Origin of the sequence: Mycobacterium seoulense (assembly GCF_010731595.1) — a bacterium.
In the GTDB taxonomy this organism is placed as follows: domain Bacteria; phylum Actinomycetota; class Actinomycetes; order Mycobacteriales; family Mycobacteriaceae; genus Mycobacterium; species Mycobacterium seoulense.
Genome location: NZ_AP022582.1, coordinates 2,271,750 through 2,298,090, shown reverse-complemented (window position 1 = coordinate 2,298,090; position 26,341 = coordinate 2,271,750). Strand labels below are relative to the sequence as shown.

Below are 26,341 nucleotides of genomic sequence, written 5' to 3'. Positions count from 1 at the left end.
ACGAGTCGGGCGGACCCCGAAGGCCTAGTAGACGTCGCGGTGGTAGCGCTTGTCGGCGCTCAACGACCGGACGTACTCCTTGGCCGCATCCGGATCGAGGCTGCCGTGCTCGGCCGCGATCTCGCAGAGCGCGCGGTCGACGTCCTTGGCCATCGGGTCGGCGGTACCGCACACGTAGAGTTGCGCCCCGTCCTGCAGCCAGCGCCACAGCTGGGCGCCGCGCTGACGCATCAGGTGCTGCACGTACACCTTCTCGCTCTGGTCCCGGGAGAACGCGAGGTCCAACTCGGTGAGGAACCCGTCGTCCCGCATCTGCTCGAGCTCGTTGCGGTAGTAGTAGTCGGTGGCGGCGTGCTGCTCCCCGAAGAACAGCCAGTTGGGCCCGGTGTGGCCGAGCGCGCGGCGCTCCTGCAGGAAACCGCGGAACGGCGCGATCCCCGTCCCCGGACCGACCATGATCATCGGGGTGTCAGGATCGCCGGGCGGGCGGAAGTTGCTCGACTGCTGCAGATAGACGGCGACCCGATCGCCGGGGGAGCGGTCCGCAAGATACGTCGAACACACACCGCGGCGCGGGACGCCCTGGAAGTTGTAGCGCACCGGCGACACCGTCAGATGAACTTCCCCGGGGTGCTGCTTGGGGCTGGACGAGATCGAGTACAACCGCGGCTGAAGGCGTTTGAGGACCCGCAGCCACTCATGGGCGGATGCCCAGACCGGCAGCTGCGCCAGCAGGTCGATGGATTGCCGCCCCCACGTCCAATCCGACAGTGCGCGTTTGTTTTCCGGCCTCAGCAGCTCGGCGAGTGTCGGGTCGCCGGTGCGCTCCTGCACGAACCGCACCAGGTCCCGGCTGATGTGGGCGATCTCGATGCGCTCGGTGAGCGCTGAACGCAACGACATGAGACCGTGCTCGCCGACCTCGACCGGGGTCTGTCCGTCCAGTCCGGTGACCGACAGCCATTCGTCGACCAGTTGGTCGCTGTTGCGGGGCCACACGCCGAGCGCGTCGCCGGCCTCGTAGCTCACGGTCTCTTCCGGCAGGCTGAAAACCAGATGCCGCACGTCTTTTGCCGATTTCGGCTGGCTCAACACGGTGTTGCGGACCATGTCGGTGATCAGCGGATGCTTCTTGGTGTACCCGACCGCCCCCGACCCGTTGGCCGGCCGGGCCGGCGCGGCAACCGAGGAGGTGGCCGCCGCCGGCGCACCGCCGTCGCGGCCCACCGGCGCGGGCGTGCGGGACAGCGCCTGGATGACACCGCCCAGCCACTTGGCAACGCTGTCTTCATAATCGGGTTCACAGTCGACCCGGTCGACGATGCGGGTCGCTCCGAGCTCCGCGAGACGCTGGTCGAGCTTGCGCCCGTGACCGCAGAAATCGTCGTAGTTCGAGTCGCCGAGGGCGAGCACGGCATAACGGGTGTGGGTGAGTTTCGCTGCGCCGTCTGTCGTCAGCGCCCGCCAGAAGCCGGCTCCGTTGTCCGGCGGCTCACCGTCACCGGTCGTGCTGGTGATCAGCAGCAATTCCCGCGTCGTCGCCAGCTCGGCCACTGGGAAGTCGTCCATGGCGTGCACCGCGACCGGCAACCGGGTGTCGCCCAGCCGCGCGGCCACCTCGGAGGTGAGCTCTTCGGCGGTCCCGGTCTGCGACGCCCACAGCACCACGACGGGTGCCCGTTGGGCCGGCTTGGCTCCGGGTGGCTCGATCGCGGTCTTGTCGAGTGCCGGCGCCGGTGTGGGTCGGGCAACCTCATTGCGCGAGAACAGGCCCGCGAGCAGACCGTCCACCCATAGCCGGGTGCCCGAATCGAAGGGAGCGCTTTGGGGCAGCGTCGGCACACCGGTCGTGCGTCGACCGGCTTCCGAGCGAAGCGCGGTCAACATGCCGGCTAGGTAGGAGCGGCCGAGCTCGTCGAATTCCGGCACGGGTTTCGTTGCCACACCGAGCAATTCGGCCAGGGTATCAACCTGTGACACGCTGATTTCGGATACCTCCGTGGGCGCGGATTCTGGGGTTTCGGTGTCCACCGCCGGCTTGGGGCAGGCGGCCGGATCTGCCGCGGAGGCGGCGACTTTCGCCAACGTGACGGCGCACGCTTTGAATTCCGGTTGGTTCGAGATCGGGTCCACCGCATCGTTGGTGACCGCGTTGATCGCCAGGTATTCGCCGAACACGTCGTTCCAGTGGAACGGGGCGAAGCAGTTGCCGGGGCGCACCCGGTCGCTGATCGAGGCGGGCAGCACGGCGCGACCGCGCCGGGAAGCGATTTCTATCGCGTCGCCGTCGGTGATTCCCAGCCGTGCGGCATCCCCGGGATGGATTTCGACGAACGGCCCGGGATTGAGCTTGTTGAGCTTGGCGACCTTGCCCGTCTTGGTCATCGTGTGCCACTGGTGTGGCAGGCGGCCGGTGTTCAACAGGAATGGATAGTCGTCGTCCGGCATTTCCTCGGGCGGCAGGTGCGGGCGCGCGTAGAACGCCGCGCGGCCGTTCTCGGTGGGGAAGGCCAGCCGGGGTGCGGTGCCGTCCTCGCGGACCCGCCGGGCCTGACTCACCCCGTCGTTGAGGTAGCGAATGGGGTTGCGGTCGCCCGGGCGGCCCGGCGCGCACGGCCACTGCAGCGGGCTTCGACGCAGTCTCTGGTAGCTGACCCCCCGCAGGTCGTAGCCGGTCTTCGGGTTCGAGAATCGCTTGATCTCGTCGAAGACTTCCTCGGCGGAGTTATAGCTGAATGCCTCCGAATATCCCATTTCGCAGGCGATCCGGGCGATGATCTGCCAGTCGGGCATCGCGTCACCGGGGGCGGCGACGGCCGGCTGGAACAGCGTCATGTTGCGCTCGGAATTGACCATCACCCCCTCCGCCTCCGACCACAGGGCCGCCGGCAGCAGCACGTCGGCGTATTCGTTGGTCTCCGTTTGGAGGAAGGCGTCCTGGGCGATGACCAATTCGGCGCGCTCCAGGCCGGCCAGCACCGTTCTCCGGTTTGCCACGGAGGCAACGGGATTGGTGCACACGATCCAGCATGCTTTGATTTCGCCCTCGGCCATCCGGGAGAACATGTCGATCGTGCCGGTACCGACCTCGGTGCGGAGCGTCCCCCGGGGAACGCCCCACTGGTCTTCGGCGAAGGCGCGGTCGTCCGCGGACAGGACGGAGCGCTGGCCGGGCAATCCCGGTCCCATGTAACCCATTTCGCGGCCGCCCATCGCGTTGGGCTGGCCCGTCAGCGAGAAGGGGCCGCTGCCCGTCTTGCAGATCGCGCCGGTGGCCAGGTGCAGGTTGCAGATCGCGTTGGTGTTCCAGGTGCCGTGGGTGCTCTGGTTGAGGCCCATGGTCCAGCAGCTCACGAAATTCTCGGCCTCGCCGATCATCCGCGCCGCGGTGCGGATGTCGTCTTCGGGGATCCCGGTGATCTCGCTGACCGTGTCGGGGGCGTACTGCTCCAGGAAGCTGGGCATCACCTCCCACCCCTCGGTGAAATCGGCGATGAATTCGGGTTCCGTGTGTCCGTTCTCGACGATCAGGTGCAGCAACCCGTTGAGGAGTGCCAGATCGGAACCGGGGGCGATCTGGAGGAACAGGTCGGCCTTCTCCGCGGTCGCGGTGCGGCGCGGATCGACGACGATCAGTTTGGCCCCGGCCTTGACGCGCTCCATCATCCGCAAGAACAGGATGGGATGGCAGTCGGCCATGTTGGCGCCGATGACGAAGAAGACGTCGGCGTGTTCGAAGTCTTGGTACGAGCCGGGCGGCCCGTCGGCGCCCAGGGAGAGCTTGTAGCCGGAACCGGCGCTCGCCATGCACAGCCGTGAGTTCGACTCGATCTGGTTGGTGCCGATGAAGCCTTTGGTCAACTTGTTCGCCAGGTACTGCGCCTCGATGGACATCTGGCCCGACACATACATGGCAAAGGAATCCGGGCCATGCGCGTCGATGACCGCCCGTAACCGGTTCGCGCACTGAGTGATCGCGCTGTCCATATCGACGGCCTCGACGGGTTCCCCGCGGTCGGCGCGCAGGTGCGCCGACTCCATCCGGCCGGGTGCGTTGAGCACGTCCGAAGTGGTGGCGCCCTTGGTGCACAACCGGCCGAAGTTAGCCGGATGTTCTTTGTCCCCAATCGACTTCGCGATGTGACGCCGACCGCTGTCGGGATCGGTTGTGACCTGCAGCACCATTCCGCATCCGACGCCGCAGTATGCGCACATGGTGTTCACGGCATCGTCGTGTGACGCCATGGACTCCCTGGCCACGCACTTCCCTCCTGTGAGCGCAACGGGCTTACGTCGAATGGTGCGATGAGGATGTTTCGGCACCGGGTATCGGGAGTTTCCCCCGCTTTACGGCTTCCTCTCACGCGACGAAGCGCGTCCGTGAACTCTCGGAAATGCCGTAAACCCCCAGGTCAGCATGGGTCATCGTCGACCGGCCGACTCCGCATCAGGCTACCCGGGCGGCCGGGGGCTTGCCCTGTCAGAACGTGGTCTCCGACCAAACAAACGGGACATTCACAGCCTTCGCTAAGCTCACCGGGTGCGTCAGCTGATGGTGATCCTGCTGATCCTGCTGGCCTCCGGTTGCGGCGGGAAGGAGGCCGGCGCGCCGCCGGTTTCACCCGACAAATGCAAGGAGTCCGACGGGCCGAGACCCGACACCGTGCAGCGGGCGATCGCGTCGGTTCCCATCACCGTGCCGGGTACCACGTGGGTGGAAATCGCTCGCGGGCATGCCAAGAAGTGCCGCTTGTACTGGGTGCAGATCATCCCGACCATCGCCAGCGAATCCACCGGCCAGCAGTTGCTGTTCTTCGATCACGACAGGCCGCTGGGCCCACCAACCCCTAATCCCAAGCCGTACATAACCGTGTTGCCGCCTTCTGACGACGCCATCGCGGTTCAGTACCAATGGTCGAAGGGCAACGATCAGCCGTGCTGCCCCACCGGTATCGGCACGGTGAAGTTCGAGATCGGCCCGGACGGCAAGCTGAGAGCGATCGGCAAGATCCCCAACCAATGACGTTGCGCCGCAAGCGGATGCGTGCGGCGCGACCCTTCCCCGCGATCGGCCGGGCACGCACGCGGCGGGTCCGGCTTCGCGGTCCGGGCGGCAGGTGATTGCCCTGACGCCGTTGTCGAGAATCGCGAGTTTCACAGGCTTTATTCAGTAGACTCTTACGCCGGGCTCCGCCGTCACCGGCCAAGCCCTGTCATCGTTGACAACCGGTGCCCGGCACTGGATCCGGCGTGGAAGGCAGGTCTGATGGGCAGGTCGCGACGCCTCTCGCAGTGGGACCCAGAGGATCTCGTGGCGTGGGAAGCCGGAAACAACACGATCGCCCGCCGGAACCTGATCTGGTCGATCGCGACCATGCACGCCGCCTTTTCCATCTGGTACCTCTGGTCGGTCATGGTGCTGTTCATGCCGGAGGACGTCTACGGATTCTCCACCGGCGACAAGCTGCTGCTGGGCGCCACCGCGGCCCTCGTCGGTGCGCTCGTGCGCATCCCCTACACGATGGGCACCGCCAGGTTCGGCGGGCGTAACTGGGCGGTGCTGTCGTCGTTCGTGCTGCTGATCCCGACCGTGGGAGCCATTGTGCTGCTCGCCCATCCCGGCCTGCCCTTGTGGCCGTATCTGGTGTGCGCGGCGCTGACGGGGTTGGGCGGCGGGAACTACGCGGCGTCGCTGGCCAACGTCGAATCCTTCTACCCCCAGCGGCGCAAGGGCATGGCGCTGGGGCTCACCGGCGGGATCGGCAACCTGGGCGCCGCGGCCGTCCAGGCCGTCGGTCTGGTGGTGCTGGCCACCGCGGGCCACCGGCAGCCGTATTGGGTGTGCGCCGTCTATCTGGTGCTGCTGGCGGTCGTCGGTGTCGGCGCGGCGCTGTTCATGGATAACCTCGACCACTCCATCGAGGTCTCCCATGTGCGGTCCGTCCTTGCCATTCCCGACACCTGGGCGATCTCATTCCTCTATATGTGCGCCGCGGGCTCGTTCATCGGCTTCGCGTTCGCCTTCGGCCAAGTGCTCCAGCACAATTTGATGGCGGCCGGGCAAAGCCACGCGCAGGCCGCGCTGCACGCTGCCGAAATCGCCTTCGCCGGACCGCTGCTGGGATCGATCGCGCGGGTGACCGGCGGCAGGCTGGGCGATCGTTTCGATGGCGGCCGCGTCACGCTGACCGTCCTGACCGCCATGATCGCCGCCGGTGGATTCCTGGTCGCCGTCAGCACCCACGACGACCTCACCCGCGGGCCCGGCGAGCCGGTGGGGTCGTTCACGACGATCGGCTACATCATCGGATTCATTGCGCTCTTCATCTTTTGCGGCGTCGGCAAGGGCTCGGTGTTCAAGCTCATCCCTTCGGTGGTCGCGGAGCGAAGCCGTGCGCTGGGTATCGGCGACGCCGAACGGCGGCACTGGGAGGCCGTGCGGTCGGGAGCGCTGATCGGCCTCGCCGGGTCGCTGGGCGCGCTGGGGGGAGTGGTGATCAACTTGGCCCTGCGACAGTCCTATGCCAGCGCAGGGACGGAGACGCCGGCGTTCTGGGTCTTCCTGATGTGTTACGTCGGCGCCGCGATCGTGACCTGGGTCAGATATGTTCGGCCGCAACGGGACGCGGCACGGCCCGGCTGGGAGATGCTCGGCGAGCAGCCCGTCAGCTCGTGACCGCGTCCGCCAAGTTCTCCGGGTGCAGCATCTCGGCGTAACGCAGCTGCTCGGGGATCCCGAAACCGTCGACGAGCGTTTGCGCGTGCGGGCGCAGCGCGCGACACCGGTCATTGATCCCCCGGGTGACCGCCTTGGCCCGCTCGGTCGACAGGTACCGATGCTCGATGTACCAGGCTTTGTCGTCCTCGATCACCGACAGCGCGTACAGATCGCAGACAATGCCCAGCAGTTCGCGGGCCTCCTCGTGCGGGCAGGCGTCGATGCCGGCGACGAACGCTTCGAGAACCACCCGGTCGATGTGCGCGGACGCGGCGTGCAGCACGTGGTCCTGCACCGCGTTGAACGCGTCGAACTCCGACATCTCCTTGGACTTGGCCTGCAGCCGTCGAGCGACGGACGCGATCAGATATTCCTCCCGGTCCTCGAACATCTTGATCTGCGTGCCGCGGTTGAAGAGGCTGCCCTCTTCCTCGCTGTCCTGCCGGGCGTCCACGATGGTTTGGATGATCGTCTCTGCCGCAGTGCGTTTGACGACCCGCTCGCCGACGGTGTTGGCGGCGAAGCGAACCCATTCGACGGGGCTCATGCTGCGGATGTCGTCGGCGTAGGCCGTCAGCAGCTCCTTGGCCACCAACTGCGTCAGGACGTGGTTGTCCCCCTCGAAGGTGGTGAACACGTCGGTGTCGCCGCGCAGCGCGACCAGCCGGTTCTCGGCCATGTAGCCCGCGCCGCCGCAGGCCTCCCGGGCCTCCTGAATCGCCCGGGACGCGTGCCAGGTGTTGGCCGCCTTCAACCCGGCGGCGCGCGCCTCCAACTCGCGCTGCTCGTCGGCGTCGACCGCGTCGGCGGTCTGGATGTCATGGCACTTGCTGACCAGCTCGTTCTGGGCGAACTGCAGCGCGTACGACTTCGCGATCAACGGGAACAGCCGGCGCTGGTGCACCAGGTAGTCCATGATCAGCACCTCGGACTCGTCATCCGGCGCGCTGAATTGCCTGCGCTGCAACGCGTATCGGGTGGCGATGTCCAGCGCGACACGGGCGGCCGCGCCCGCGCTGCCGCCCACGGTGATCCGCCCGCGGACCAGGGTGCCGAGCATGGTGAAGAACCGGCGGTTGGGGTTGTCGATCGGCGAGCTGTAGGCGCCGTCGGGTGCGACGTCGCCGTACTTGTTCAGCAGGTTCACCCGCGGGACGCGGACGTGGTCGAAGACGATGCGGCCGTTGTCCACGCCGGGCAGGCCGCCCTTGTATTCGCAGTCCGACGTCGTCACCCCGGGCAGGTCGTTGCCGTCGGCGTCGCGGATCGGAACCAGCAGGCAGTGCACGCCGTGGTTGACCGGCTCACCGCTCTCCTCGGTGATCAATTGCGCGAATACCGCCGCCATGGTGGCCGTTTCGGCGGCACCCCCGATGTAGTCCTTGCGCGCCGTCGGGGTGGGGGAGTCGATGACGAACTCCTCGGTGGCCGGGTCGTAGGTCGCGGTGGTCTCCAGCGACTGCACGTCGCTGCCGTGTCCGGTCTCGGTCATCGCGAAGCAGCCCCGCAATTCGAGGCTGATGATCTTCTTGACGTAGGCCTCGTGGTGGCGCTCGGTGCCCAAGTTCTCCACGGCGCCGCCGAACAGCCCCCACTGCACGCCCGCCTTCACCATCAGCGACAGGTCCGACATCGCCAGCATCTCGATCATCGTGATCGCCGCGCCGATGTCACCGGTGCCGCCGTGCTCCTTGCGGAAGTTGTCGGCGGCGGCGCCGAACGCGGCCATGATCCGCATCTGCTCGGCCACCTTGGTGCGCGCGATCACGGTGTTGGGGGTGTAGTGCGGCCGGAACAGCTCCTCGCTCATGGTGGACCGCAGCTGGTTCCTCACGTCGCGCCACCGCCCGTCGAGGGCGTTGCGCAGCTGCTCGGCAATGCTTGTGCTATCTGGCGCCATAAATCGACCGTATCCTGCGATTCGCGCTGCGGGAATAACGACCCTGGGGCCGGGGCGGGCCGATCGGCGTTTTCGTCCGGCGCGCGTCGGCGCTACGTTTCTCGACTATGAGGCGGTGGGTGGCGAGCATGTGTCTCGCCCTGTCGCTGGCCGGCTGCGCGTCCGGGCATCCACCCGCGGCGGCGCCCGCGCCGCGGCCGATGCTCGCGTATCTGGGCCAGTCGCAGGTCCCCTTCGACGCCACCTTCGACGGCACCGTCATCGGCGGCCTGTCGGCGCTCAGCTATGACGCCGGCCGCCAGCTCTATTACGTCGTCAGCGACGACCGCTCCAAGAAGAATCCGGCCCGGTTCTATACCGTGCAGTTGTCCTTGTCGGACAAGGGAATCGACAAGGTCACGTTCGCCGGCACCCATCCGCTGCTCGACCCCTCCGGCAGGCCGTTCCCGCCGCTCACGCTGGGCGCCGCGCCGCCGGTCATTCCCCCCGACCCAGAAGGCATCGCGTTCGACCCCGTCCGCCAGCGCCTGTACTGGTCCTCCGAAGGTGAGCGCCTCACCGCCGGACCGGTGCTGCTCGATCCCTGGATCCGAACCGCCGGGCTCGACGGTGCCTACCTGGGCCAGTTCACCTTGCCGCCCAATCTGGCGATGTCCGCGCAGCGCACGGGTCCGCGCAGGGACAAGGCGCTGGAGGGCCTGGCGCTGACGCCCGACGGCCGATCGCTGTTCGCCGCGATGGAGGACCCCGGCTACAACGACGGGCCGCTCAACGACGGCGGCCACCGCGTGCTCACCCGGATCACCAAGTTCGACGTCGCCACCGGCACGCCCACGGCCCAATACGCCTACCCGATGGAGCCGCCGGCACCGCCCGCCCACGTCAACGGTGTCTCCGATCTGGTCGCCCTGTCGGACACCGCCTTCTTGGTGATCGAACGATCCGCGGCCCTGCCGCCGACCGTGCGGATCTACCGCGCCGAGATCGGAGCGGCGACAGACGTTTTGGCCACCCCATCGATGCGGAACGCGGCCGTCACCCCCATGAGCAAGACCCTGGCCGCCGACCTGTCCGCCACACCGGGGCTCTCCCCGCTGGACAATGTCGAGGGCATCACGCTGGGGCCGAAACTGCCCGACGGTCGCCAATCGGTGGTGCTGGTCAGCGACAACAACTTCTCACCGAGTCAGGTCACTCAGTTCCTGTTGTTCGCGATGTGACGGCTTGGGGGACTCGCGCCGCCCGGGCCTCAGCCGGTAGAGGGCGAAGCCCGCCGCCGCCACGCCGAAGAGCACCAGCATGTTCATGTCGAACACCCACCAACCGCTGTAGTGGGTCCACATTTGGGACCCGGCGGCCAGCGCGTCGACCCTGCGCAGGTCGACTGTGGACGCCGATGCCGCGAAACCCCATTGGGCGGGCACGAACCAGGCGATCTGCTGAAAGCCCCACGTGCTCACCAGCTGCACGAGGCTTCCGTTGAACAGCGCGGACACCAGGATCACCGGCAACAGCAGCGGCAGCACCTCACGCAGCGACGTGCCCAGCGCCGACAACGCGAGCCCGATCAGCGCGGACACGATCGCCGTCGTCGCCACGCTCACATACAGCTCGACCGTCGGGTCGTGCAACAGGGCGGCGCCACGCGCGGGCCCACCCTTGTCGGCGATGACGATGGTGAACACGATCGCCGTCAAGACGGCCGCGGCCAGGCCGAACACGAGGGTCTTGGCGGCCAGGTAGGCCGCGGTCGACAGGCCGAGAGCCTGCTCGCGGCGGAAGACCCGCCGCTCGCGCACCACGGCCCGGATGGTCAGCGCGGTGCCGATGATCACCGCGGCGACGTTGAGGGCGGCCAGGATCTCGATGGCCTCGTGCGGGTGGGCACTGCCCGCCCTGGGCCGGGCAAGGCCGGAGTCTCCGGGAATCAGCAGGGTTAGACCCGCCAGCAGGAACGGCAGCAGCACCACGAACACGAAGTAGAGGCGGGCGGCGAAGAAGAGCCGGACGTCGCGGCGGGCCAGCAGCCGAAATTGCCGCGCCAACGGGGGTTCGGCGGGCGGCGGCGACGGCGCGGCGATCACCGGCGGCGTCAACGCCGACGCCGGCGACCGGGAGAGAAACGCGCGGTGGGTTCCGTCGGGGTCGGCGCCCGCCCGGGCGAGCACCTCGGGCCAGTCGGCCGTGCCCATGTCGGAGTCGATCTGCGAGGGCGGCCCGAGGAACGCCGGCGTGCCGGCGGAGGTGAGGACCAGAACCTGGTCGCACAGATCGAGGTTCGCCGACGACGTTCGCGACGACACGGCCGCCACGACCACGCAGCCGATGTCGGCCTGGCGTCGCAGCATCGCCATCACGTGACGTTGTTGCCCCGCATCCAGGCCGGCGCTCGGCTCGTCGACCACCAGCAGTGTCGGCCGGGTGACGAGCTCGACCGCCAGCGCGGCGCACCGGCGCAGCTCGGGTGAAAGCTTGCCGATCCGGGTGGCCCGATGCGGTGTCAGCTCGAGTTCCTCGAGCACCTGGCTGACCACCCGGTCGCGTTGTTCGCGCGGAATATCCTGCGGCAGGCGCATTTCGGCCGCATACCCCACGGCCCGTTCGACGGTGAGCTGCCGGTGCAGGCGGTCGTCGTGCGCCACGATGCCGATGCGGGTGCGCATGGCCTCCGGCTCGGCGTGCACGTCGTGGCCGTCGACGGTGACGCGCCCCGAGCTGAGTTGCGTGGTGCCGGCGAGCAGACCGAGTAGCGCGGAGTTGCGTGCGGCCGACGGCCCGGCGACCGCGGTGAACATGCCCGGACGGGCCGCGAACGAGATGCCCGACAACATCTCGCGCCCGTCGACGGCGAGCCCCAGCTGGTATGCGGTCACCCCGACGGTGCGCGCGTCGGCCTTGAGCGGCAACCGGTAGGTGGCGTTCGGCTCGGCGGCGCGCGCGGACGGGCGGGCGACGCGCAGTTTGGACGTGATCATCCGCTCGATCAGGCCCGGACCGCCCTTTTCCGGGGCGTCGGCCGCACTCGGCTGAGCGGGCGGCGCCGGGTCGGCACGCACGGGCTGCTCGGCGGCGGCCGGTTGTGGCGGCACGACGCGCATGCGTTGGGTCTCGCGCTCGGTCGGCGCGCGCAGGTTGGGATCGGTCGGACGCGCGGGCTGCGGCCAGGCGGGAGCGGGCGGCGGGGGTGGCGGCGGCCGGTAGGCGGGGGGTGGGGGAGCCGGGCGCGCAGGCCGCCCGGGCGGAGCGGCGGGGGGAGAGATCTGGAAGACCAGCCGCGGCCCCCGCTGCGGGTCGCCGATGCCGATCGCCTGACCGTCGCGGAGCTGCACCGTCGACGCGCGTGCACCGTCGACGAAGATGCCGTTGTGGCTCAGGTCGATGGCCAACCAGTGCGTGCCGGCGAACCGCAGCACCACCTCCGGGCGGGGCGGTGGCGGCGGCGAGGTCGGATTTCCGAGGCGCTCGAGGGCGATGTCGCAGGCCGGGCCGTAGCCGACGATCACATCGCGGCCCGGGGCGAAATCGAACCGCGTCGGCCCGACCCACACGGTCAACGGAGAGGCCCTGAACGCGGAAGCCTCGGGCCGCATGGCCGCCACCTTTCGTCACACCGGTCAGCTCGACTTAGTGTCTACCCGCTGGCCGTCGGCTCTTCACCGGGGTCGTGCCGTCAGAGCGTGTTACGCCGGCCGGCCGGCGACGCATTGTCGAGGAGCCGGCGCAATACCTTGACCGCGTCGGTCAGCACTTGGCGGTCGCCCGGCTCGAGCAACGCGAGCTGGGGTTCGATCGCCGCGGCGCGGTCCGCCCGCACCGCGTTGAGCATGCGTTTGCCCTGCGGGGTGATGCGGATCCGGACGGCGCGGGCGTCCCCCGGGTCGACCGTCCGGGTGACCAGGCCGGCGTCTTCGAGCCGGCGCACCTGGGTGGTCATGGTCGGTTGCGAGCAGTGATCGACGGTGGCGAGGTCGCCGATTCGGGCTTCTCCATGGGCTTCGATCGTGGCCAGCAGCCTGGCTTGCGCCGCGGGCAAAGGCATCTGGATCCGCTGGGTGGCGAGCCGGTTGAGCCGCGCCACCACCGCGAGCAGATCCGCCCCCAGCTGCTGGGCCTCGACGTGTGGGCTCTCGACAACTCTGTCCATATACCCATCGTTCCATAGCTTTGCTAAGTGAGACGAGATCACCGGCCAGAACCGGGCCGGAAAGTCGCCAGGTGTGCTGAAGCGACTTGGTGCGGCGGGCTGGCACAATCAGTGAAGTGAATGCCCGTCGCCCCGTCCGTTCGCGCCATCGGGGTGGACCTTTACAACCGGCAGAATTGGCGCAGGCCGCGGTCATGGGGGCGCTCTGCGCGGTCATCGCGATCATCGCCGGGGTGATCCCGTTCGCGCAGGGATTGGCACTGCTGGGCACGGTGCCGATGGGGTTACTGACCTACCGTTACCGGGTTCGGGTGCTGCTCGCCGCGACATTTGCTGCCGCAATGATCGCCTTCCTCATCTCGGGACTGGGCGGTTTCTTGACGGTGGTCAACTGTGCATACATCGGCGGGTTGACCGGATCGGTCAAGCGCCGGGGCAGAGGCACACCAACCGTCGTCGTCGCGTCCCTGATCGCCGGGGTGGCCGTCGCCGCGGCGACAGTCGGTTTTCTTGCGGTGCTGAATCGGCTGCGGCATCTGATATTTGAGGTGATGAAGGCCAACGTCGACGGTGTCATTGCCTTCCTGAACCGGCTTGACCTGCAGTGGCTCGGTGCGGACGTGCTGCGGTGCTTCGAATTCGGGCTGCGTTACTGGCCCTGGCTCATGCTCATGTATGTCACCTACGGGGTCATCTTGTCGTCCTTGATCGGTTGGTGGGCGCTTTCCCGCTTGCTGGACCGCATGGGCAACGTTCCGGATGTGCACAAACTCGATGCGCCGAACGAAAGCCCCGACGCCCCGATCGGGCCCGTGCCGGTGCGATTGGACAAGGTCCGGTTCCGCTACCCCAACGCCAAGCAGGACGCGCTGCGCGAGCTCAGCCTGGAACTCGAGGTCGGCGAACACGTCGCCGTCATCGGCGCCAACGGGTCCGGGAAGACCACGTTGACGCTGATCCTGGCGGGCAGGCAACCGACGTCGGGAACCGTCCACCGCCCGGGCGCGGTGGGGTTGGGCATGTTGGGCGGCACGGCGCTCGTTCTGCAGCACCCGAAGAGCCAGGTCCTGGGCACGAGGGTCGCCGATGATGTGGTCTGGGGGCTGCCGCCGGGCACCGAGGTCGACGTCGACCATCTGCTCAGCGAAGTGGGGCTCGGGGGTTTCGCCGAACGTGACACCGGAAGCCTGTCCGGTGGGGAACTGCAGCGCCTGGCGCTGGCCGCGGCGCTCGCTCGGGAACCAGCGTTGCTGATCGCCGACGAGTTCACCAGCATGATCGACCAAAAGGGCCGCGAGGTCCTGCTGAATGTGCTGTCGGGCCTGCCCAAACGGCATCGGACCGCCCTGGTGCACATCACGCACTTCGACAACGAGGCCGCGTCCGCCGACCGGACGATCAACCTCAGCGATTCCCCAGATAACACCGTGGGGGACTCACCGCCGGCCCAGTCGCCGGTCATCGCGGTTCCGCGCGCATCCCACCAGCCCGTGCTCGAAATCGTCGGGGTCGGACACGAATACAACAGCGGGACACCGTGGGCCAAGACCGCGCTGCGCGATGTCAGCTTCGTGGTGGAGCAGGGCGACGGCATTCTGATTCACGGCGGCAACGGCTCGGGCAAGTCGACGCTGGCGTGGGTCATGGCCGGGCTGACCGCTCCGACCGTCGGCGCCTGTTTGATCGACGGTGAGCCGATCCGTGACCACGTCGGAGCGGTGGCGCTGTCGTTTCAGACGGCGAGGCTGCAATTGATGCGCAGCCATGTCGGCTTGGAAGTTGCTTCCGTTGCGGGCTTTTCGCACGACGACGAAGACCGGGTCGCCGCCGCTCTGGGCGCGGTCGGACTGGAACCCGCGATGGGCAAGCGGCGCATCGACCAGCTCAGCGGTGGCCAGATGCGACGGGTCGTGCTGGCCGGACTGCTCGCGTGTTCGCCACGCGTACTGATCCTCGACGAGCCGCTGGCTGGGTTGGACATCGGCAGCCAGCGGGGCCTGCTGCGGGTGCTGGCGGATCTGCGCCGGCACAGAGGTCTCACCGTGGTCGTCATCTCGCACGACTTCGGCGGTTTGGAAGCCGTGTGCCCGCGGACCCTGCACCTGCGAAATGGTGCGCTGGAAGCGGTGTCGGCCACCGCCGCGGCAGGGGGTGTGCCGTGACCGCGGCCTCGAGCCCCGCATCCGGCCGCAGCCGGCGCACCTCTCGTCCGGTGGTGCTTTTGGTTCCGGTGCCCGGCGGGTCCGCCATCCACAACTTATGGGCCGGCACGAAACTCCTGGTGGTTTTCGGTGTTTCGGTGTTGCTGACCCTCTACCCGGGTTGGGTGACGATCGGGTCGGTGGCGGCGCTGCTGCTCGCGGCGGTTTGGATCGCTCGCATCCCCCGGGGTGCGCTTCCGTCGATTCCGCGATGGTTGTGGGTCCTGCTGGCATTGGGTTTTCTGACCGCCGCCCTCGCCGGTGGTAGCCCGGCGATATCGATCGGCGGGGTCAGCGTCTGGCTTGGCGGAGCGTTGAATTTCCTGCGGATCAGCGCGCTGTCGGTCGTTTTGCTTGGGTTGGGGGCGATGGTGTCCTGGACCACCAATGTCGCCGAAATCGCGCCGGCTTTGACAATTCTGGGCCGCCCCTTCAAATGGCTGCGGATTCCGGTTGATGAGTGGGCCGTGGCCTTGGCGTTGGCGCTACGCGCCTTCCCGTTGTTGATCGAGGAATTCCAGGTGCTCTACGCCGCCCGTCGATTGCGGCCGAACCATATGCCATCGAGTCGCAAGGCCCGCGTTCGGCAGACGGCGGGCAACTCCATCGACCTGGTTGCCGCCGCCGTCGTCGTGACTCTGCGGCGCGCCGACGAGATGGGCGACGCGATCACTGCTCGCGGCGGCATCGGTCAGCTCTCCGCCGATCCAGCGCGGCCGAGGTTGGGGGACTGGGCGACGCTCGCGGTGACCCTGGCGGTGAGCGGCGCGGCGGTGGCGATCGAGACAATATTTCACCTGACTCACTAGGGATTCCACCTGACTCACTAGGGCCTCGCGTAGCGTGAGCGGGTGGCCGACATTCAGCGGACTCGCACGATCGCGGCACGCATCGGCGACATCTGGGAAACACTCGCAGACTTCGGGTCGATCAGTTCGTGGGCCGGCAACGTCGACCACTCGTGCGTCTTGTTCTCCGGACCCGATGAGGAGGCCGTCGGCACCGCACGGCGCGTGCAGGTCAATCGTGACGCCTTCGTCGAGCGCATCACGGAGTTCGACCCGCCCCGCGCCCTCGGTTACGACATCGACGGCCTGCCCAGCCGCCTGCGCAGGGTGTGCAACCGCTGGACGCTGGCAGCGGCCGCCGGCGAATCGGGCCGGACTCTGGTGACGCTCACCAGCACTGTCGAAATCGGGCCGCGCGCAACGCAAAGACTGGCCGAACAAGTCCTGTGCCGCTTCCTCGCGCGACAGTCCGAGGCCATGCTTGCCGGGCTCGCGAATCGATTGGAGCACGCCGGTGTCTGATCGCCCCGACGTCATCGTCATCATGACCGACGAGGAACGCGCGGTCCCGCCGTACGAGGATCCCGACGTGCTCGCATGGCGCGACCGGACGTTGACCGGCCGCCAGTGGTTCGACGACCACGGCGTCAGCTTCGCCCGGCACTACAGCGGCTCGCTGGCGTGCGTGCCGAGCCGCCCGACCATCTTCACCGGGCACTACCCCGATCTGCACGGCGTCACCCAGACCGATGGCATCGGGAAGACCGCCGACGACTCGCGCATGCGCTGGCTGCGGCCGGGCGAGGTGCCCACACTGGGCAATTGGTTCCGGGCTGCCGGATACGACACCCACTACGACGGCAAGTGGCACATCTCGCACGCCGATCTCACCAACCCCCGGACCGGCCGACCGCTGCCCACCAATGACGAGAACGGTGCCGTCGACGCCGCCGCGGTGCGGCGCTACCTGGAGGCGGATCCGTTGGGGCCGTTCGGTTTCTCCGGGTGGGTCGGGCCGGAGCCGCACGGTGCGGCGTTGGCTGACGCCGGCGTCCGCCGGGACCCGCTGATCGCCGACCGGGTGGTCGCGTGGCTCGCCGACCGTTACGCCCGTCGCCGCGACGGCGACCCCGCCGCGCTGCGCCCGTTCCTTCTTGTCGCCAGCTTCGTCAATCCCCACGACATCGTGCTCTTCCCGGCCTGGTCGCGGCGGAGCCCGGTCAAGCCGTCGCCGCTCGACCCGCCCGCGGTGCCCGCCGCGCCCACCGCGGACGAAGACCTGTCCACCAAACCGGCGGCGCAGATCGCTTTTCGCGAGGCCTACTACTCCGGGTACGGGCCCGCGCCCGCGATCGACCGAACCTACGAGCGCAACGCGCAGCGCTATCGCGACCTGTACTACCGGCTGCACGCCGAGGTGGACGGACCGATCGACCGTGTCAGGCGGGCGGTCACCGAAGGTGGTTCGGACGACGCGGTATTGGTGCGCACGGCCGACCACGGCGATCTGTTGGGCGCCCACGGCGGCCTGCACCAGAAATGGTTCAACCTCTACGACGAGGCCACCCGCGTTCCCTTCGTCATCGCGCGCATCGGCGGGTACGCGACGCGGCCGCGGCGGATCACGGCGCCGACTTCACACGTCGATCTGGTCCCCACCCTGCTGGGGGCGGCGGGCGTCGACGTGGCCGCGGTGGGTGCCACGCTCGCTCAGACGTTTTCGGAAGTGCACCAGCTACCGGGCCGCAACCTGATGCCGGTCGTGGACGGCGCCGCGGCCGACGAGACCCGTGCCGTCTACCTGATGACCCGCGACAACATGCTCGAGGGAGACAGCGGCGCCTCGGGATTGGGCCGCCGGCTGAGGCGTACGGTCAATCCGCCTGCGCCGCTGCGCATCCGGGTGCCGGCCTACACCGCCTCCAACTTCGAGGGGCTGGTCGTTCGCGTCGACGAGGCAACGGCCGCCGGCGGCGGCCATCTTTGGAAGCTGGTACGAACCTTCGACGACCCGAGTACCTGGACGGAGCCCGGAGTGCGGCACCTGGCGGCAAGCGGGCTCGGGGGAGAGGCGTACCGGACGTCCCCGCTCGACGACCAGTGGGAGCTGTACGACCTGACCGCCGACCCGATCGAGGCGATCAACCGGTGGACCGATCCGGACCTGCACGCCCTGCGCCAGCACCTGCGAACGCAGCTCAAACACATCCGGGCCGACTCCGTTCCCGAGCGAAACAGGCCCTGGCCCTACGCTTCTCGTCGGCCGCCGACTGCGCGGCCGTCGAGGTTGCGGCGCATCATTGCGGCCACATTCGGTCGCTGAATCACGTGCGCCACATCAGTACCAGCTTCGGGGCATCAGACGATCCGTGAATGTGATATCGCCTGCGATAGCAAATTTGACTGGCGCCTCATGGTCGGGGAGCGCCACGCCGCGGCCTGTTCAGGTTCTCATCCGGTCGATGAGGTTCGACAACACCACGATGCTTTCGCTGCGCTCGATGTCGGCGCTCGACCGGATGCGCTCGAGGGCCGCCTCCAGGTGACTCATGTCGCGCGCCAGCACGTGCAGGATCGCGTCCGACGTGCCGGTCACCGTCGCGGCGCTGACCACCTCCGGCATGTCCACCCAGGCGGCGCGCAACCGGTCGGGGGCGATCGTGCCGTGGCAGAACACCTGCACATAGGCTTCCGTGTTCCAGCCCAGGGCATTGCGGTCGACGACGGTGGTGAAGCCCTTGATGACGCCGGTGTCGAGCATCCGGTCGACGCGGCGCTTGACCGCGGGCGCCGACAGGTTCACCTTCTCGCCGATTTCGGCGAAGGTCGCCCGGGCATGCTCGGTCAGTTCGGCGAGGATGCGCGCGTCGGTCTCATCGAGCCGCTCCATCACCCTGCCCCTCCACTCGTGCGCAATAAATCGTTGCTGACGCGATTCTAACGCAACGAATAACGCATAGACACGCAATATATAGCGTTTGATTGTGCCAGATGGCCAAAATATCGTTGATCTATGACGGAACAATACGTCGTAGCGCCCCGCTCGGAGCCGTTATCGGTCGGTCGCACCCGCAGACCGCGCGCCCGCCGGTACGCGATGACGCCGCCCGCCTTCTTCGCGGTCGAGTACGCGATCAACCCCTGGATGGACGTCACCACGCCCGTCGACGTCGGCCTCGCCCACGCTCAATGGGAGAACCTGCGCACGACCTACCTTCGGCTGGGCCACCGGGTGGAGGTGATCGAGCCCGTGCCCGGGCTGCCCGACATGGTGTACGCCGCCAACGGCGGATTCATCGCGGGCGGCGTCGCGATCGTCGCGAGGTTTCGCTTCGCCGAGCGGGCCGGCGAATCGCGCGCCTACGCCGAATGGATGTCCGCCCTCGGTTACCGGCCCGTGTCCACCCGCCACGTCAACGAGGGGCAGGGCGACCTGCTGATGATCGGGGAAAAGGTGTTGGCGGGCTACGGCTTTCGCACCGACCGGCGTGCGCACGCGGAAATTTCGGCAGCCCTCGGCGCGCCGGTCGTCTCGCTGGAGTTGGTGGATCCGCGCTTCTACCACCTCGACACCGCGCTCGCCGTTCTCGACGACCACACGATCGCGTTCTACCCGCCGGCGTTCAGCGCGGCCGCACAGGCCCGGCTGCACGCGCTGTTTCCCGACGCCATCGTGGTCGGGAGCGCCGACGCGTACGTGCTGGGCCTCAACGTCGTCTCGGACGGCATGCACGTCGTCCTTCCCTCTGCGGCAGTGGGTTTCGCCGAGCAGCTGCGCGGCGCCGGCTTCGAGCCCGTCGGCGTCGACCTGTCCGAACTCCTCAAGGGCGGCGGTTCGGTCAAGTGCTGCACATTGGAGGTGTTTCCGTGACCATCCTCGACGCCCGGACGTCGACCCGGACCGCCGCCGCGATCGGCCTGGTCGAACGCTATGCCGCGCACAACTATTCGCCCCTGCCGGTGGTCGCGGCCAGCGCCGAGGGCGCCTGGATCACCGATGTGGACGGCCGGCGCTACCTGGATTGCCTGGCCGCCTACTCGGCGGTCAACTTCGGCCACCGCAATCCCGAGATCACCGCGGCGGCCCACGCCCAACTCGACACCGTCACCTTGGTGAGCCGCGCGTTCCATTCCGACACGCTCGGTCCGTTCTGCGCCGCCCTTGCGCGCCTCTGCGGCAAAGACCTGGTGTTGCCGATGAACTCGGGTGCTGAAGCCGTGGAGAGTGGTCTCAAAGTCGCCCGCAAGTGGGGCACCGACGTCAAGGGCGTCCCCGATGGTCGGGCCAACATCATCGTGGCGGACAACAACTTCCACGGCCGCACGATCAGCATCGTCAGCTTCTCTTCGGACCCCATGGCGCGGGCCGGATTCGGACCGTTCACCCCGGGGTTCCGCTCGGTACCCTTCGGCGATGCCGCCGCGCTGGCCCGCGCGATCGACGACGACACCGTCGCGGTGTTGCTCGAACCGATTCAGGGCGAGGCGGGCATCGTCGTCCCGCCCGACGACTACCTGCCCGCAGTTCGCGCCGTGTGCAGCGAGCGCAACGTGCTGATGATCGCCGACGAGATCCAATCCGGCCTGGCGCGCACGGGCCACACCTTCGCCTGCGACCACTGGGGCGTGGTGCCGGACGTCTACCTGCTCGGCAAGGCGCTGGGCGGGGGCGTGGTTCCGTTATCGGCGGTTGTCGCCGACCGCGAGGTGTTGGGCGTGCTGCGCCCCGGTGAACACGGCTCGACCTTCGGCGGCAACCCGTTGGCCGCCGCCATCGGCGCCACCGTGGTCGCCATGCTGGGCCGCGGAGAGTTCCAGGCCCGCTCGGCGCGGTTGGGCGCGCGCCTGCACGAGCGCCTGCGGGAACTGGTGGGGCACGGCGTCCTGGCGGTGCGGGGCCTGGGGCTGTGGGCCGGCGTCGACATCGACCCGGCGCTCGGGACGGGCAAGCAGATGAGCCTTCGGCTGGCCGAGCGCGGTGTCCTGGTCAAGGACACCCACGAGTCGACGCTGCGGTTCGCGCCGCCGCTAGTGATCAGCGAGCAGGAGATCGACTGGGCGGTTGAGCAGTTCGCTATGGCGTTGCGGGAGGCTGGCCCATAATCAGCTGATCGAGCAAGGAGGGGCAATTGCCACCCACGTCGATCGGCCTGAAAGAGCAGATGCTGCGGCGCCGCCCGGTTGTCGGCGCCGTCGTCGCATACGGGGCCGCGGACCACCTCAAGCGCAGCATCGGCACGTTCCAGCTGACCATGTTCGGGGTCGGCTCGACGGTCGGGACGGGCATCTTCTTCGTCATGTCGCAGGCCGTGCCGGAGGCCGGCCCCGGGGTGATCCTGTCGTTCCTCATCGCCGGGCTCGCCGCCGGGCTGGCGGCCATCTGCTACGCCGAATTGGCTTCCGCGGTACCGGTTTCCGGATCGTCGTACTCCTATGCGTACACCACGCTGGGCGAGGTCGTCGCGATGGGGGTGGCGGCCTGCCTGCTGCTGGAATACGGGGTGTCGACAGCAGCGGTCGCGGTCAACTGGAGCGGCTACCTCAACAAGCTGCTCGACAATGTCTTCGGTTTCCAGTTGCCGCACGCCTTGTCGGCCGCGCCGTGGGACGCGCGGCCCGGCTGGGTGAATGTGCCGGCGATCATCCTGATCGGGATGTGCGCGCTGCTGCTCATCCGGGGCGCCAGCGAATCGGCCAGGGTCAACACGATCATGGTGCTGATCAAGCTGGGCGTGCTGGTCATGTTCGTGGTCGTCGCGTTCGGCGCCTTCGACGCGAGCCATCTGCGTGACTTCGCACCGTTCGGCGTCGCGGGCATCGGCTCGGCCGCCGGCACCATCTTCTTCTCCTATATCGGCCTCGATGCCGTGTCGACGGCGGGCGACGAAGTGAGGGACCCGCAGAAGACCATGCCGCGCGCGCTGATTGCCGCGTTGGTGACAGTGACCAGCGTGTACGTGTTCGTCGCGCTCGCCGCCTTGGGCACTCAGCAGTGGCAGGACTTCGCCGGGCAGCAGGAGGCCGGGTTGGCGACCATCCTCGACAACGTCACGCGCGGCAGCTGGGCCGGCACGATTCTGGCTGCGGGCGCGGTCATCTCGATCTTCTCGGTCACGCTCGTCACCATGTACGGGCAGACCCGCATCCTGTTCGCGATGGGCCGCGACGGGTTGTTGCCCTCGCGCTTCGCACGGGTGAATACCCGCACCATGACGCCGGTGGGCAACACGGTGATCGTGGCCGTCGCGGCCTCGTTGCTGGCCGCCTTCATCCCGCTGGACAAGCTGGCGGACATGGTGTCCATCGGCACGCTCACCGCGTTCGTCGTCGTGTCCGCCGGAGTGATCATCCTGCGAGTCCGCGAGCCGGACCTGCCGCGGGGCTTCAAGGTTCCCGGTTATCCGGTCACGCCAGTCCTTTCGGTGTTGGCGTGCGGATACATCCTCGCCAGCCTGCATTGGTACACCTGGATCGCGTTCAGCGGCTGGATCGCGCTCGCGTTAGTCTTCTACTTCGTGTGGGGCCGCCATCACAGCGCGCTCAACGGCGAAACGCTCCGGCGGGGGGCGCCGTGACCGTCGTCGTCGGTTACCGCGCCGGCAAGGTCGGGCTCTCGGGCTTGCACCTGGGTGTGCGCATCGCGCGGACCTGGGGCACCTCGCTCACCGTGGCGACCATCGTGCCCAAGCCGTGGCTGACACCCTCGCGTGCCCGCGTCGACGCCGAGTTCGAGCTGTGGGCGGACACCATGGCCGCGGAGTCGGCCAAGGAGGCGGCCCGCTTCCTGGACACCATGGCCGACGGGATCGAGGTCACCTACCAACACCGCGCGCACGGATCGGTGTCGGGCGGGCTCCTCGAAGTCATCCACGCGGTCGACGCCGACGTGTTGGTACTGGGGTCGTTGCCCAGCGGCGGGGGCGGTCAAGTGCTGATCGGCTCCACCGCCGACTGGCTGCTGCACGCGTCGACCGTCCCGGTGGCCATCAGCCCGCGTGACTACCGTTCGCACCAAGGCAAACTGACCCGGCTCACCTGTGCCTACTCGGCCACCCCGGACGCGATCGACGTGGTGAAACGCTGCTTCGAGTTCGGTCAGCGATTCGGTGTGCCGGTGCGGGTGATCACCTTCGCGGTCCGCGGCAAGACGATGTACCCGCCGGAGGTCGGGCTCGAGGTGGAGGATCAGGTCTTGCAGGCCTGGGCGTCCCAAGTGCGAGACATCCTCGAGGAACTGAAGACGGACCGGATAGTCGGCGAAGACGTTGCCCTGCAGGTGGTTACCGGCCGCAGCTGGAAAGAGGCGCTGGCGAAGCCGGATTGGCAGGAGGGCGAGATCCTGGCACTGGGCACCCGGCCGCGCGGGGACATCCGGCGGGTCTTCCTCGGTTCCCGCAGCACCAAGATCATCCGGGAGAGCCCGGTGCCGGTGCTGGTGCTGACCGGCTAACGCTGCGCCGCGGCGTTGGCCGCGGATTGTGCCCGTCGCAGGGTCGCTGCGACATCGCCACGGCCCAAGAACATTTCATCGAAGTAGGGCCGCAAAGCGTCGTTTCCGGCCGGAAAGCCGGCGCCGCCGGGAGCCGCGATGCGCGGGCCGTCGAGCACGCTGAAGAAGGGGGTGACATCGACGCCCCGCGCGGACCAGTAGGTGAAGTAAACCGGCTGAGCCGCCAGCACCGCCGGGATGGCCGCACCCTCGCGGCCCAGGAATTCGTTGCCCTCCTTGCTGCCCATCCACGCCAGGACCTGTCGTACCGCGTCGGGATGCTTCGTCGCGGCATTGCCCGCCGCCGCAATGCCATTGGTGACGCTCACCCGGCCGGCCGGGCCCGCCGGCATCATCGCCACACCCCAGTGGAAGCGGGCGTCGCGGGCCACGGGAGCCAGGTTGTACGTGCCGGACTGAAAGAGCGCCATCCGCCCGGCCAGGAACTGGTTGCGGGAGAAGTCGCCGTTGTCGTTGGTGTCCGACGCGGGCGGCGCGACGTGGTCGTCGTTGATGAGTCCGACCAGGTAGCGGAAGGCCTGCACCGCCCCGGGATTGTCGAAGGCGAACGTGTCGCCGCGCTGGAAGACGCCGCCGGCCGAGCCGATGTAGTTGAGGTAGATTCCCTGCGGGTCGTTGGCGGCGTTGTAGCCCCACTGGCGCACCCTTCCGGCATCGAAACCCGTTGCGTCTCCGCGACGTCCGTCGGCGTCGACGGTGAGCCGGGCGAGCATGGGGCGCAGCGTGTCGCCACCGTCTGCGCTCCACCGCAAACCGTTCAGCTGGGCGGGGTCGACGCCGGCAGCGGTCAGAAGGTCGGCGTTGTAGTACAGCGCGATGCCGGCGTCGGTCAGCTGCGGCACGCCCCACAGCGCGCCGCCGCGGGTGAACTGATCGACGACGGCCGAATCCCACGCCGAGGCGGCCCCGTCAATCCTCATCAGCCGGCCACTGTCGGCGTAGGCCGCGAGGTAGGCGTTGGAGAGCCAGAAGATGTCGTCGGCGCTACCGCCGGCGACATCGGTGCGCAGCGTGTCGAAGTACGTCGGATACGCCACCACGCTGGTGTGCACCGTGATATCGGGATGCGCGCGGTTGAACGCCTCGAACGACTGCCGGTAGGCCGCGGCGATCTGTTCGCCCCAGACCCGCACCGTCACAACGATTTTGCCGCCGGCGGGCTGGCCGGAGTAGTCGAGCAGTATGGCGGTCGCACCCAACAGCACCGCGACCAGCGCGAGCGCCCCCGCCATCAGTGTGGAAACGCGGGGCCGGATCATGACATGCACCGAGATTGCCGCGGCGGTCGTAGATCGCCCGGAATCGCAGCCATGACGGCAATCTCGGCGCGGGGCGGGCTCACTTGAGCCCCGAGACGACGATCGACGCGACGATGTGGCGCTGGAACACCACGAAGAGCGCGATCAGCGGGACGATCGCGACGGTCGTCGCCGCCATGACCAACGTCCACTGGGAGTTGAACCGCGACTGCAGGTCGGCCGTCGCGACCGTGAGCACCCGCCACTTGTGGCCGCTGGTGATCACCAACGGCCACATGAAGTTATTCCACTGCGAGACCACGGTGATCAGCGTCAGGGCCGCCAGCACCGGCCGGCTGGACGGGATCACCACGTGCACAATGACGTCCAAGGTGTTGGCCCCGTCCAGGTGGGCGGCGTTGACCAAGTCGTTCGGGATGATGCGAAAGTGCTCGCGCAGCAGGAAGATCGCGTAGGGCGACCCGAACATGAACGGCAGGACCAAGGCCCAGAACGTGTTGCGCAGGCCGAGCTGGGCCATCATGAGATACAGCGGCACCACCGTGACCGTCCCGGGCACCATCAAGGTCGCGATGTAGACCCAGAACAGTGCGTCGCGCCCGGGAAAGTCCAGCCGCGCGAACGCGTATGCGGCCAGCACCGAGAACGTCAGCTGGCCGACCAGGATCACGGCGGTCATCAAGGCGGTCACGGCCGCCGCCCGGCCGAAGCCGGCCCCACCGAGGTCGGCGTAATTGGCGAGGGTGAAGGGCCGGGGCAGCTGCAGGGGTGTGCCCGTCGCGAACTGGTGCGCCGAGGTGAACGAGGTCAGCAGGCCAAGGCCGAACGGCACCAACGTGATCAGCGCACCGAGGACGAGTCCGGCGTAGATGACGATCCGGCTAGGTGAGGTCATAGCTGATCCGTCGCCGGAAGTAGAGATGCTGCACCATGGTGACCCCGATGAGGATGACGAAGAGCACCACCGCCATCACCGATGCGCGCCCGATGGCCGCCGAGCCGAAAGCCTCGGCGTAGATGCGGTGGGCCACCAGGTCGGTGCTGCCCCCCGGCCCGCCGCCGGTCAGCGCGTAGACCATGTCAAAAACTTGTGCCGCGCTGACGATCCCGGTCACCAGGACGAAGAACGTGGTCGGCCGCAGCATGGGCAGGGTGATGCGCCAGAACCGTTGCCACGCGTCGGCCCCGTCGGTGCGCGCGGCGGCGTGAATGTCGTCGGGGATCGCCAGCAGGCCCGCCAGGAAGGACAGCGAGACGTATCCGACGTTGGTCCACACGACGACGGCCGAGACGAGCGGCAACGCAAAGGTGGGGTCCGACAGCCATTCGATGCTGTGCCCCAGCAGGGTGCTCACGGCTCCGTCCGTCGGGGCCAGGATCCACCGCCACAGCACCGCGATCGCCAGCGGTGCACAGATCCACGGCAGCACGTACACGGTGCGGAACAGGCCGGTGCCGGGAAGCCGGCGGGCCAACATGGACGCGGCCAGCAGGCCCAGCACCGTCTGCGCCGGCACCACGATCGCCACGAAGAGAGCCGTCACGATCAACGAGTTGGCGAAGTTGCGATCGGTGAGGATCGATCGCCAGTTGGCGAGGCCCACATAGTGCAGCGGTCCCAGCAGGTCCCAGCGGTAAAGGCTCAGCCAGATCACCACGAGGATGGGCAGCAGCAGGAAGGCGACGACGCCGAACAGGCTGGGCGCCAGCAGGGCGTAGCCCAGCGCGGTGGAGCGAGGCTGTCTCCTCAGGACGCCGCTGGCCATGGAGGTAATTAAAGCGGGCGGCGCCGGGGTTTGGGGCGAACGGCCGTTACGGTGG

At 68.2% G+C, this 26,341-nt stretch carries 19 protein-coding genes; 11 read left to right on the top strand and 8 right to left on the bottom strand.

From position 1 onward, the window contains the following. Positions 1–24: 24 nt before the first annotated feature. Entirely contained in the window at positions 25–4,245 is a 4,221-nt protein-coding gene (locus G6N37_RS10570) for a bifunctional nitrate reductase/sulfite reductase flavoprotein subunit alpha (protein WP_163679651.1), read from the bottom strand. Positions 4,246–4,555: 310 nt separating this feature from the next. Here G6N37_RS10570 and G6N37_RS10565 point away from each other — a divergent pair, with 310 nt between their 5' ends. After that, positions 4,556–5,023, top strand: a complete 468-nt coding sequence (locus tag G6N37_RS10565; RefSeq protein WP_163684883.1) for an LppP/LprE family lipoprotein — start codon at positions 4,556–4,558, stop codon at positions 5,021–5,023. Positions 5,024–5,266: 243 nt separating this feature from the next. Continuing rightward, positions 5,267–6,676, top strand: a complete 1,410-nt coding sequence (locus tag G6N37_RS10560; RefSeq protein WP_163679648.1) for an MFS transporter — start codon at positions 5,267–5,269, stop codon at positions 6,674–6,676. Here G6N37_RS10560 and G6N37_RS10555 read toward each other — a convergent pair. Next, positions 6,666–8,618, bottom strand: coding sequence for an acyl-CoA dehydrogenase family protein (locus G6N37_RS10555; RefSeq protein ID WP_163679645.1), 1,953 nt, complete (start codon positions 8,616–8,618; stop codon positions 6,666–6,668). The two genes, G6N37_RS10560 and G6N37_RS10555, sit on opposite strands and share 11 nt — an antisense overlap. A gap of 128 nt (positions 8,619–8,746) precedes the next feature. On the opposite strand from G6N37_RS10555, the gene G6N37_RS10550 reads away from it, so the two are divergent. Further along, entirely contained in the window at positions 8,747–9,838 is a 1,092-nt protein-coding gene (locus G6N37_RS10550; RefSeq protein ID WP_372514670.1) for an esterase-like activity of phytase family protein, read from the top strand. Here the strand turns inward: G6N37_RS10550 and G6N37_RS10545 are convergent. Beyond that, the gene (locus G6N37_RS10545) at positions 9,797–12,208 is read right to left on the bottom strand and encodes an ATP-binding cassette domain-containing protein (protein ID WP_163679639.1); all 2,412 of its coding nucleotides are present in this window, start codon (positions 12,206–12,208) and stop codon (positions 9,797–9,799) included. The genes G6N37_RS10550 and G6N37_RS10545 overlap by 42 nt on opposite strands. Positions 12,209–12,288: 80 nt before the next feature. Next, positions 12,289–12,762 (bottom strand): MarR family winged helix-turn-helix transcriptional regulator, encoded by a 474-nt coding sequence (locus G6N37_RS10540; protein WP_163679636.1) that lies wholly within the window; start codon positions 12,760–12,762, stop codon positions 12,289–12,291. Positions 12,763–12,878: 116 nt separating this feature from the next. Here G6N37_RS10540 and G6N37_RS10535 point away from each other — a divergent pair, with 116 nt between their 5' ends. From G6N37_RS10535 to G6N37_RS10520, 4 genes are read left to right on the top strand one after another with little or no spacing between them, the layout of a single operon-like run. Then, positions 12,879–14,924, top strand: coding sequence for an ATP-binding cassette domain-containing protein (locus G6N37_RS10535; protein ID WP_372514669.1), 2,046 nt, complete (start codon positions 12,879–12,881; stop codon positions 14,922–14,924). Further along, on the top strand, positions 14,921–15,772 hold the full coding sequence (locus G6N37_RS10530; RefSeq protein ID WP_174813814.1) for a CbiQ family ECF transporter T component: 852 nt from the start codon (positions 14,921–14,923) through the stop codon (positions 15,770–15,772). The genes G6N37_RS10535 and G6N37_RS10530 overlap by 4 nt, the downstream gene beginning before the upstream one ends. A 42-nt stretch (positions 15,773–15,814) precedes the next feature. Then, positions 15,815–16,273: an SRPBCC family protein gene (locus G6N37_RS10525; RefSeq protein WP_163679633.1), complete on the top strand. Its 459-nt coding sequence runs from the start codon at positions 15,815–15,817 to the stop codon at positions 16,271–16,273. Continuing rightward, positions 16,266–18,074, top strand: coding sequence for a sulfatase-like hydrolase/transferase (locus G6N37_RS10520; RefSeq protein WP_163679630.1), 1,809 nt, complete (start codon positions 16,266–16,268; stop codon positions 18,072–18,074). The genes G6N37_RS10525 and G6N37_RS10520 overlap by 8 nt, the downstream gene beginning before the upstream one ends. A gap of 120 nt (positions 18,075–18,194) precedes the next feature. Here G6N37_RS10520 and G6N37_RS10515 read toward each other — a convergent pair whose 3' ends face one another. Beyond that, a complete protein-coding gene (locus G6N37_RS10515) occupies positions 18,195–18,641 on the bottom strand; it encodes an Lrp/AsnC family transcriptional regulator (protein ID WP_163679626.1) in 447 nt (148 codons plus the stop codon). A 123-nt stretch (positions 18,642–18,764) separates the two neighbouring features. Here G6N37_RS10515 and ddaH point away from each other — a divergent pair, with 123 nt between their 5' ends. The 4 genes from ddaH to G6N37_RS10495 are packed head-to-tail and all read left to right on the top strand — an operon-like array spanning position 18,765 to position 23,201. After that, the gene (ddaH, locus tag G6N37_RS10510; RefSeq protein WP_163679623.1) at positions 18,765–19,622 is read left to right on the top strand and encodes a dimethylargininase; all 858 of its coding nucleotides are present in this window, start codon (positions 18,765–18,767) and stop codon (positions 19,620–19,622) included. Beyond that, positions 19,619–20,854 carry an ornithine--oxo-acid transaminase gene (gene rocD, locus G6N37_RS10505; protein WP_163679620.1) on the top strand — a complete coding sequence of 412 codons (1,236 nt, stop codon included), beginning with the start codon at positions 19,619–19,621 and terminating at the stop codon, positions 20,852–20,854. The genes ddaH and rocD overlap by 4 nt, the downstream gene beginning before the upstream one ends. A 26-nt stretch (positions 20,855–20,880) precedes the next feature. Further along, a complete protein-coding gene (locus G6N37_RS10500; protein WP_163679618.1) occupies positions 20,881–22,326 on the top strand; it encodes an amino acid permease in 1,446 nt (481 codons plus the stop codon). Then, positions 22,323–23,201, top strand: a complete 879-nt coding sequence (locus G6N37_RS10495; protein WP_163679613.1) for a universal stress protein — start codon at positions 22,323–22,325, stop codon at positions 23,199–23,201. The genes G6N37_RS10500 and G6N37_RS10495 overlap by 4 nt, the downstream gene beginning before the upstream one ends. Here G6N37_RS10495 and G6N37_RS10490 read toward each other — a convergent pair. The 3 genes from G6N37_RS10490 to G6N37_RS10480 form a co-directional block, all read right to left on the bottom strand. After that, positions 23,198–24,520, bottom strand: a complete 1,323-nt coding sequence (locus tag G6N37_RS10490; RefSeq protein WP_163679609.1) for an ABC transporter substrate-binding protein — start codon at positions 24,518–24,520, stop codon at positions 23,198–23,200. The genes G6N37_RS10495 and G6N37_RS10490 overlap by 4 nt on opposite strands. A gap of 79 nt (positions 24,521–24,599) precedes the next feature. Continuing rightward, positions 24,600–25,415, bottom strand: coding sequence for a carbohydrate ABC transporter permease (locus G6N37_RS10485; RefSeq protein ID WP_163679606.1), 816 nt, complete (start codon positions 25,413–25,415; stop codon positions 24,600–24,602). Further along, positions 25,402–26,271: a carbohydrate ABC transporter permease gene (locus G6N37_RS10480; protein ID WP_163684877.1), complete on the bottom strand. Its 870-nt coding sequence runs from the start codon at positions 26,269–26,271 to the stop codon at positions 25,402–25,404. Before G6N37_RS10480 ends, G6N37_RS10485 begins: the two co-directional genes overlap by 14 nt. Positions 26,272–26,341 lie beyond the last annotated feature (70 nt).

Excerpts from the sequence above, each read along its gene's own strand:
- G6N37_RS10570 (WP_163679651.1), bottom strand. The coding sequence starts at position 4,245 with ATGGCGTCACACGACGATGCCGTGAACACCATGTGCGCATACTGCGGC.
- G6N37_RS10560 (WP_163679648.1), top strand. The coding sequence starts at position 5,267 with ATGGGCAGGTCGCGACGCCTCTCGCAGTGGGACCCAGAGGATCTCGTG.
- G6N37_RS10555 (WP_163679645.1), bottom strand. The coding sequence starts at position 8,618 with ATGGCGCCAGATAGCACAAGCATTGCCGAGCAGCTGCGCAACGCCCTC.
- G6N37_RS10550 (WP_372514670.1), top strand. The coding sequence starts at position 8,747 with ATGTGTCTCGCCCTGTCGCTGGCCGGCTGCGCGTCCGGGCATCCACCC.
- G6N37_RS10545 (WP_163679639.1), bottom strand. The coding sequence starts at position 12,208 with ATGCGGCCCGAGGCTTCCGCGTTCAGGGCCTCTCCGTTGACCGTGTGG.
- G6N37_RS10540 (WP_163679636.1), bottom strand. The coding sequence starts at position 12,762 with ATGGACAGAGTTGTCGAGAGCCCACACGTCGAGGCCCAGCAGCTGGGG.
- G6N37_RS10515 (WP_163679626.1), bottom strand. The coding sequence starts at position 18,641 with ATGGAGCGGCTCGATGAGACCGACGCGCGCATCCTCGCCGAACTGACC.
- ddaH (WP_163679623.1), top strand. The coding sequence starts at position 18,765 with ATGACGGAACAATACGTCGTAGCGCCCCGCTCGGAGCCGTTATCGGTC.
- G6N37_RS10490 (WP_163679609.1), bottom strand. The coding sequence starts at position 24,520 with ATGATCCGGCCCCGCGTTTCCACACTGATGGCGGGGGCGCTCGCGCTG.
- G6N37_RS10485 (WP_163679606.1), bottom strand. The coding sequence starts at position 25,415 with ATGACCTCACCTAGCCGGATCGTCATCTACGCCGGACTCGTCCTCGGT.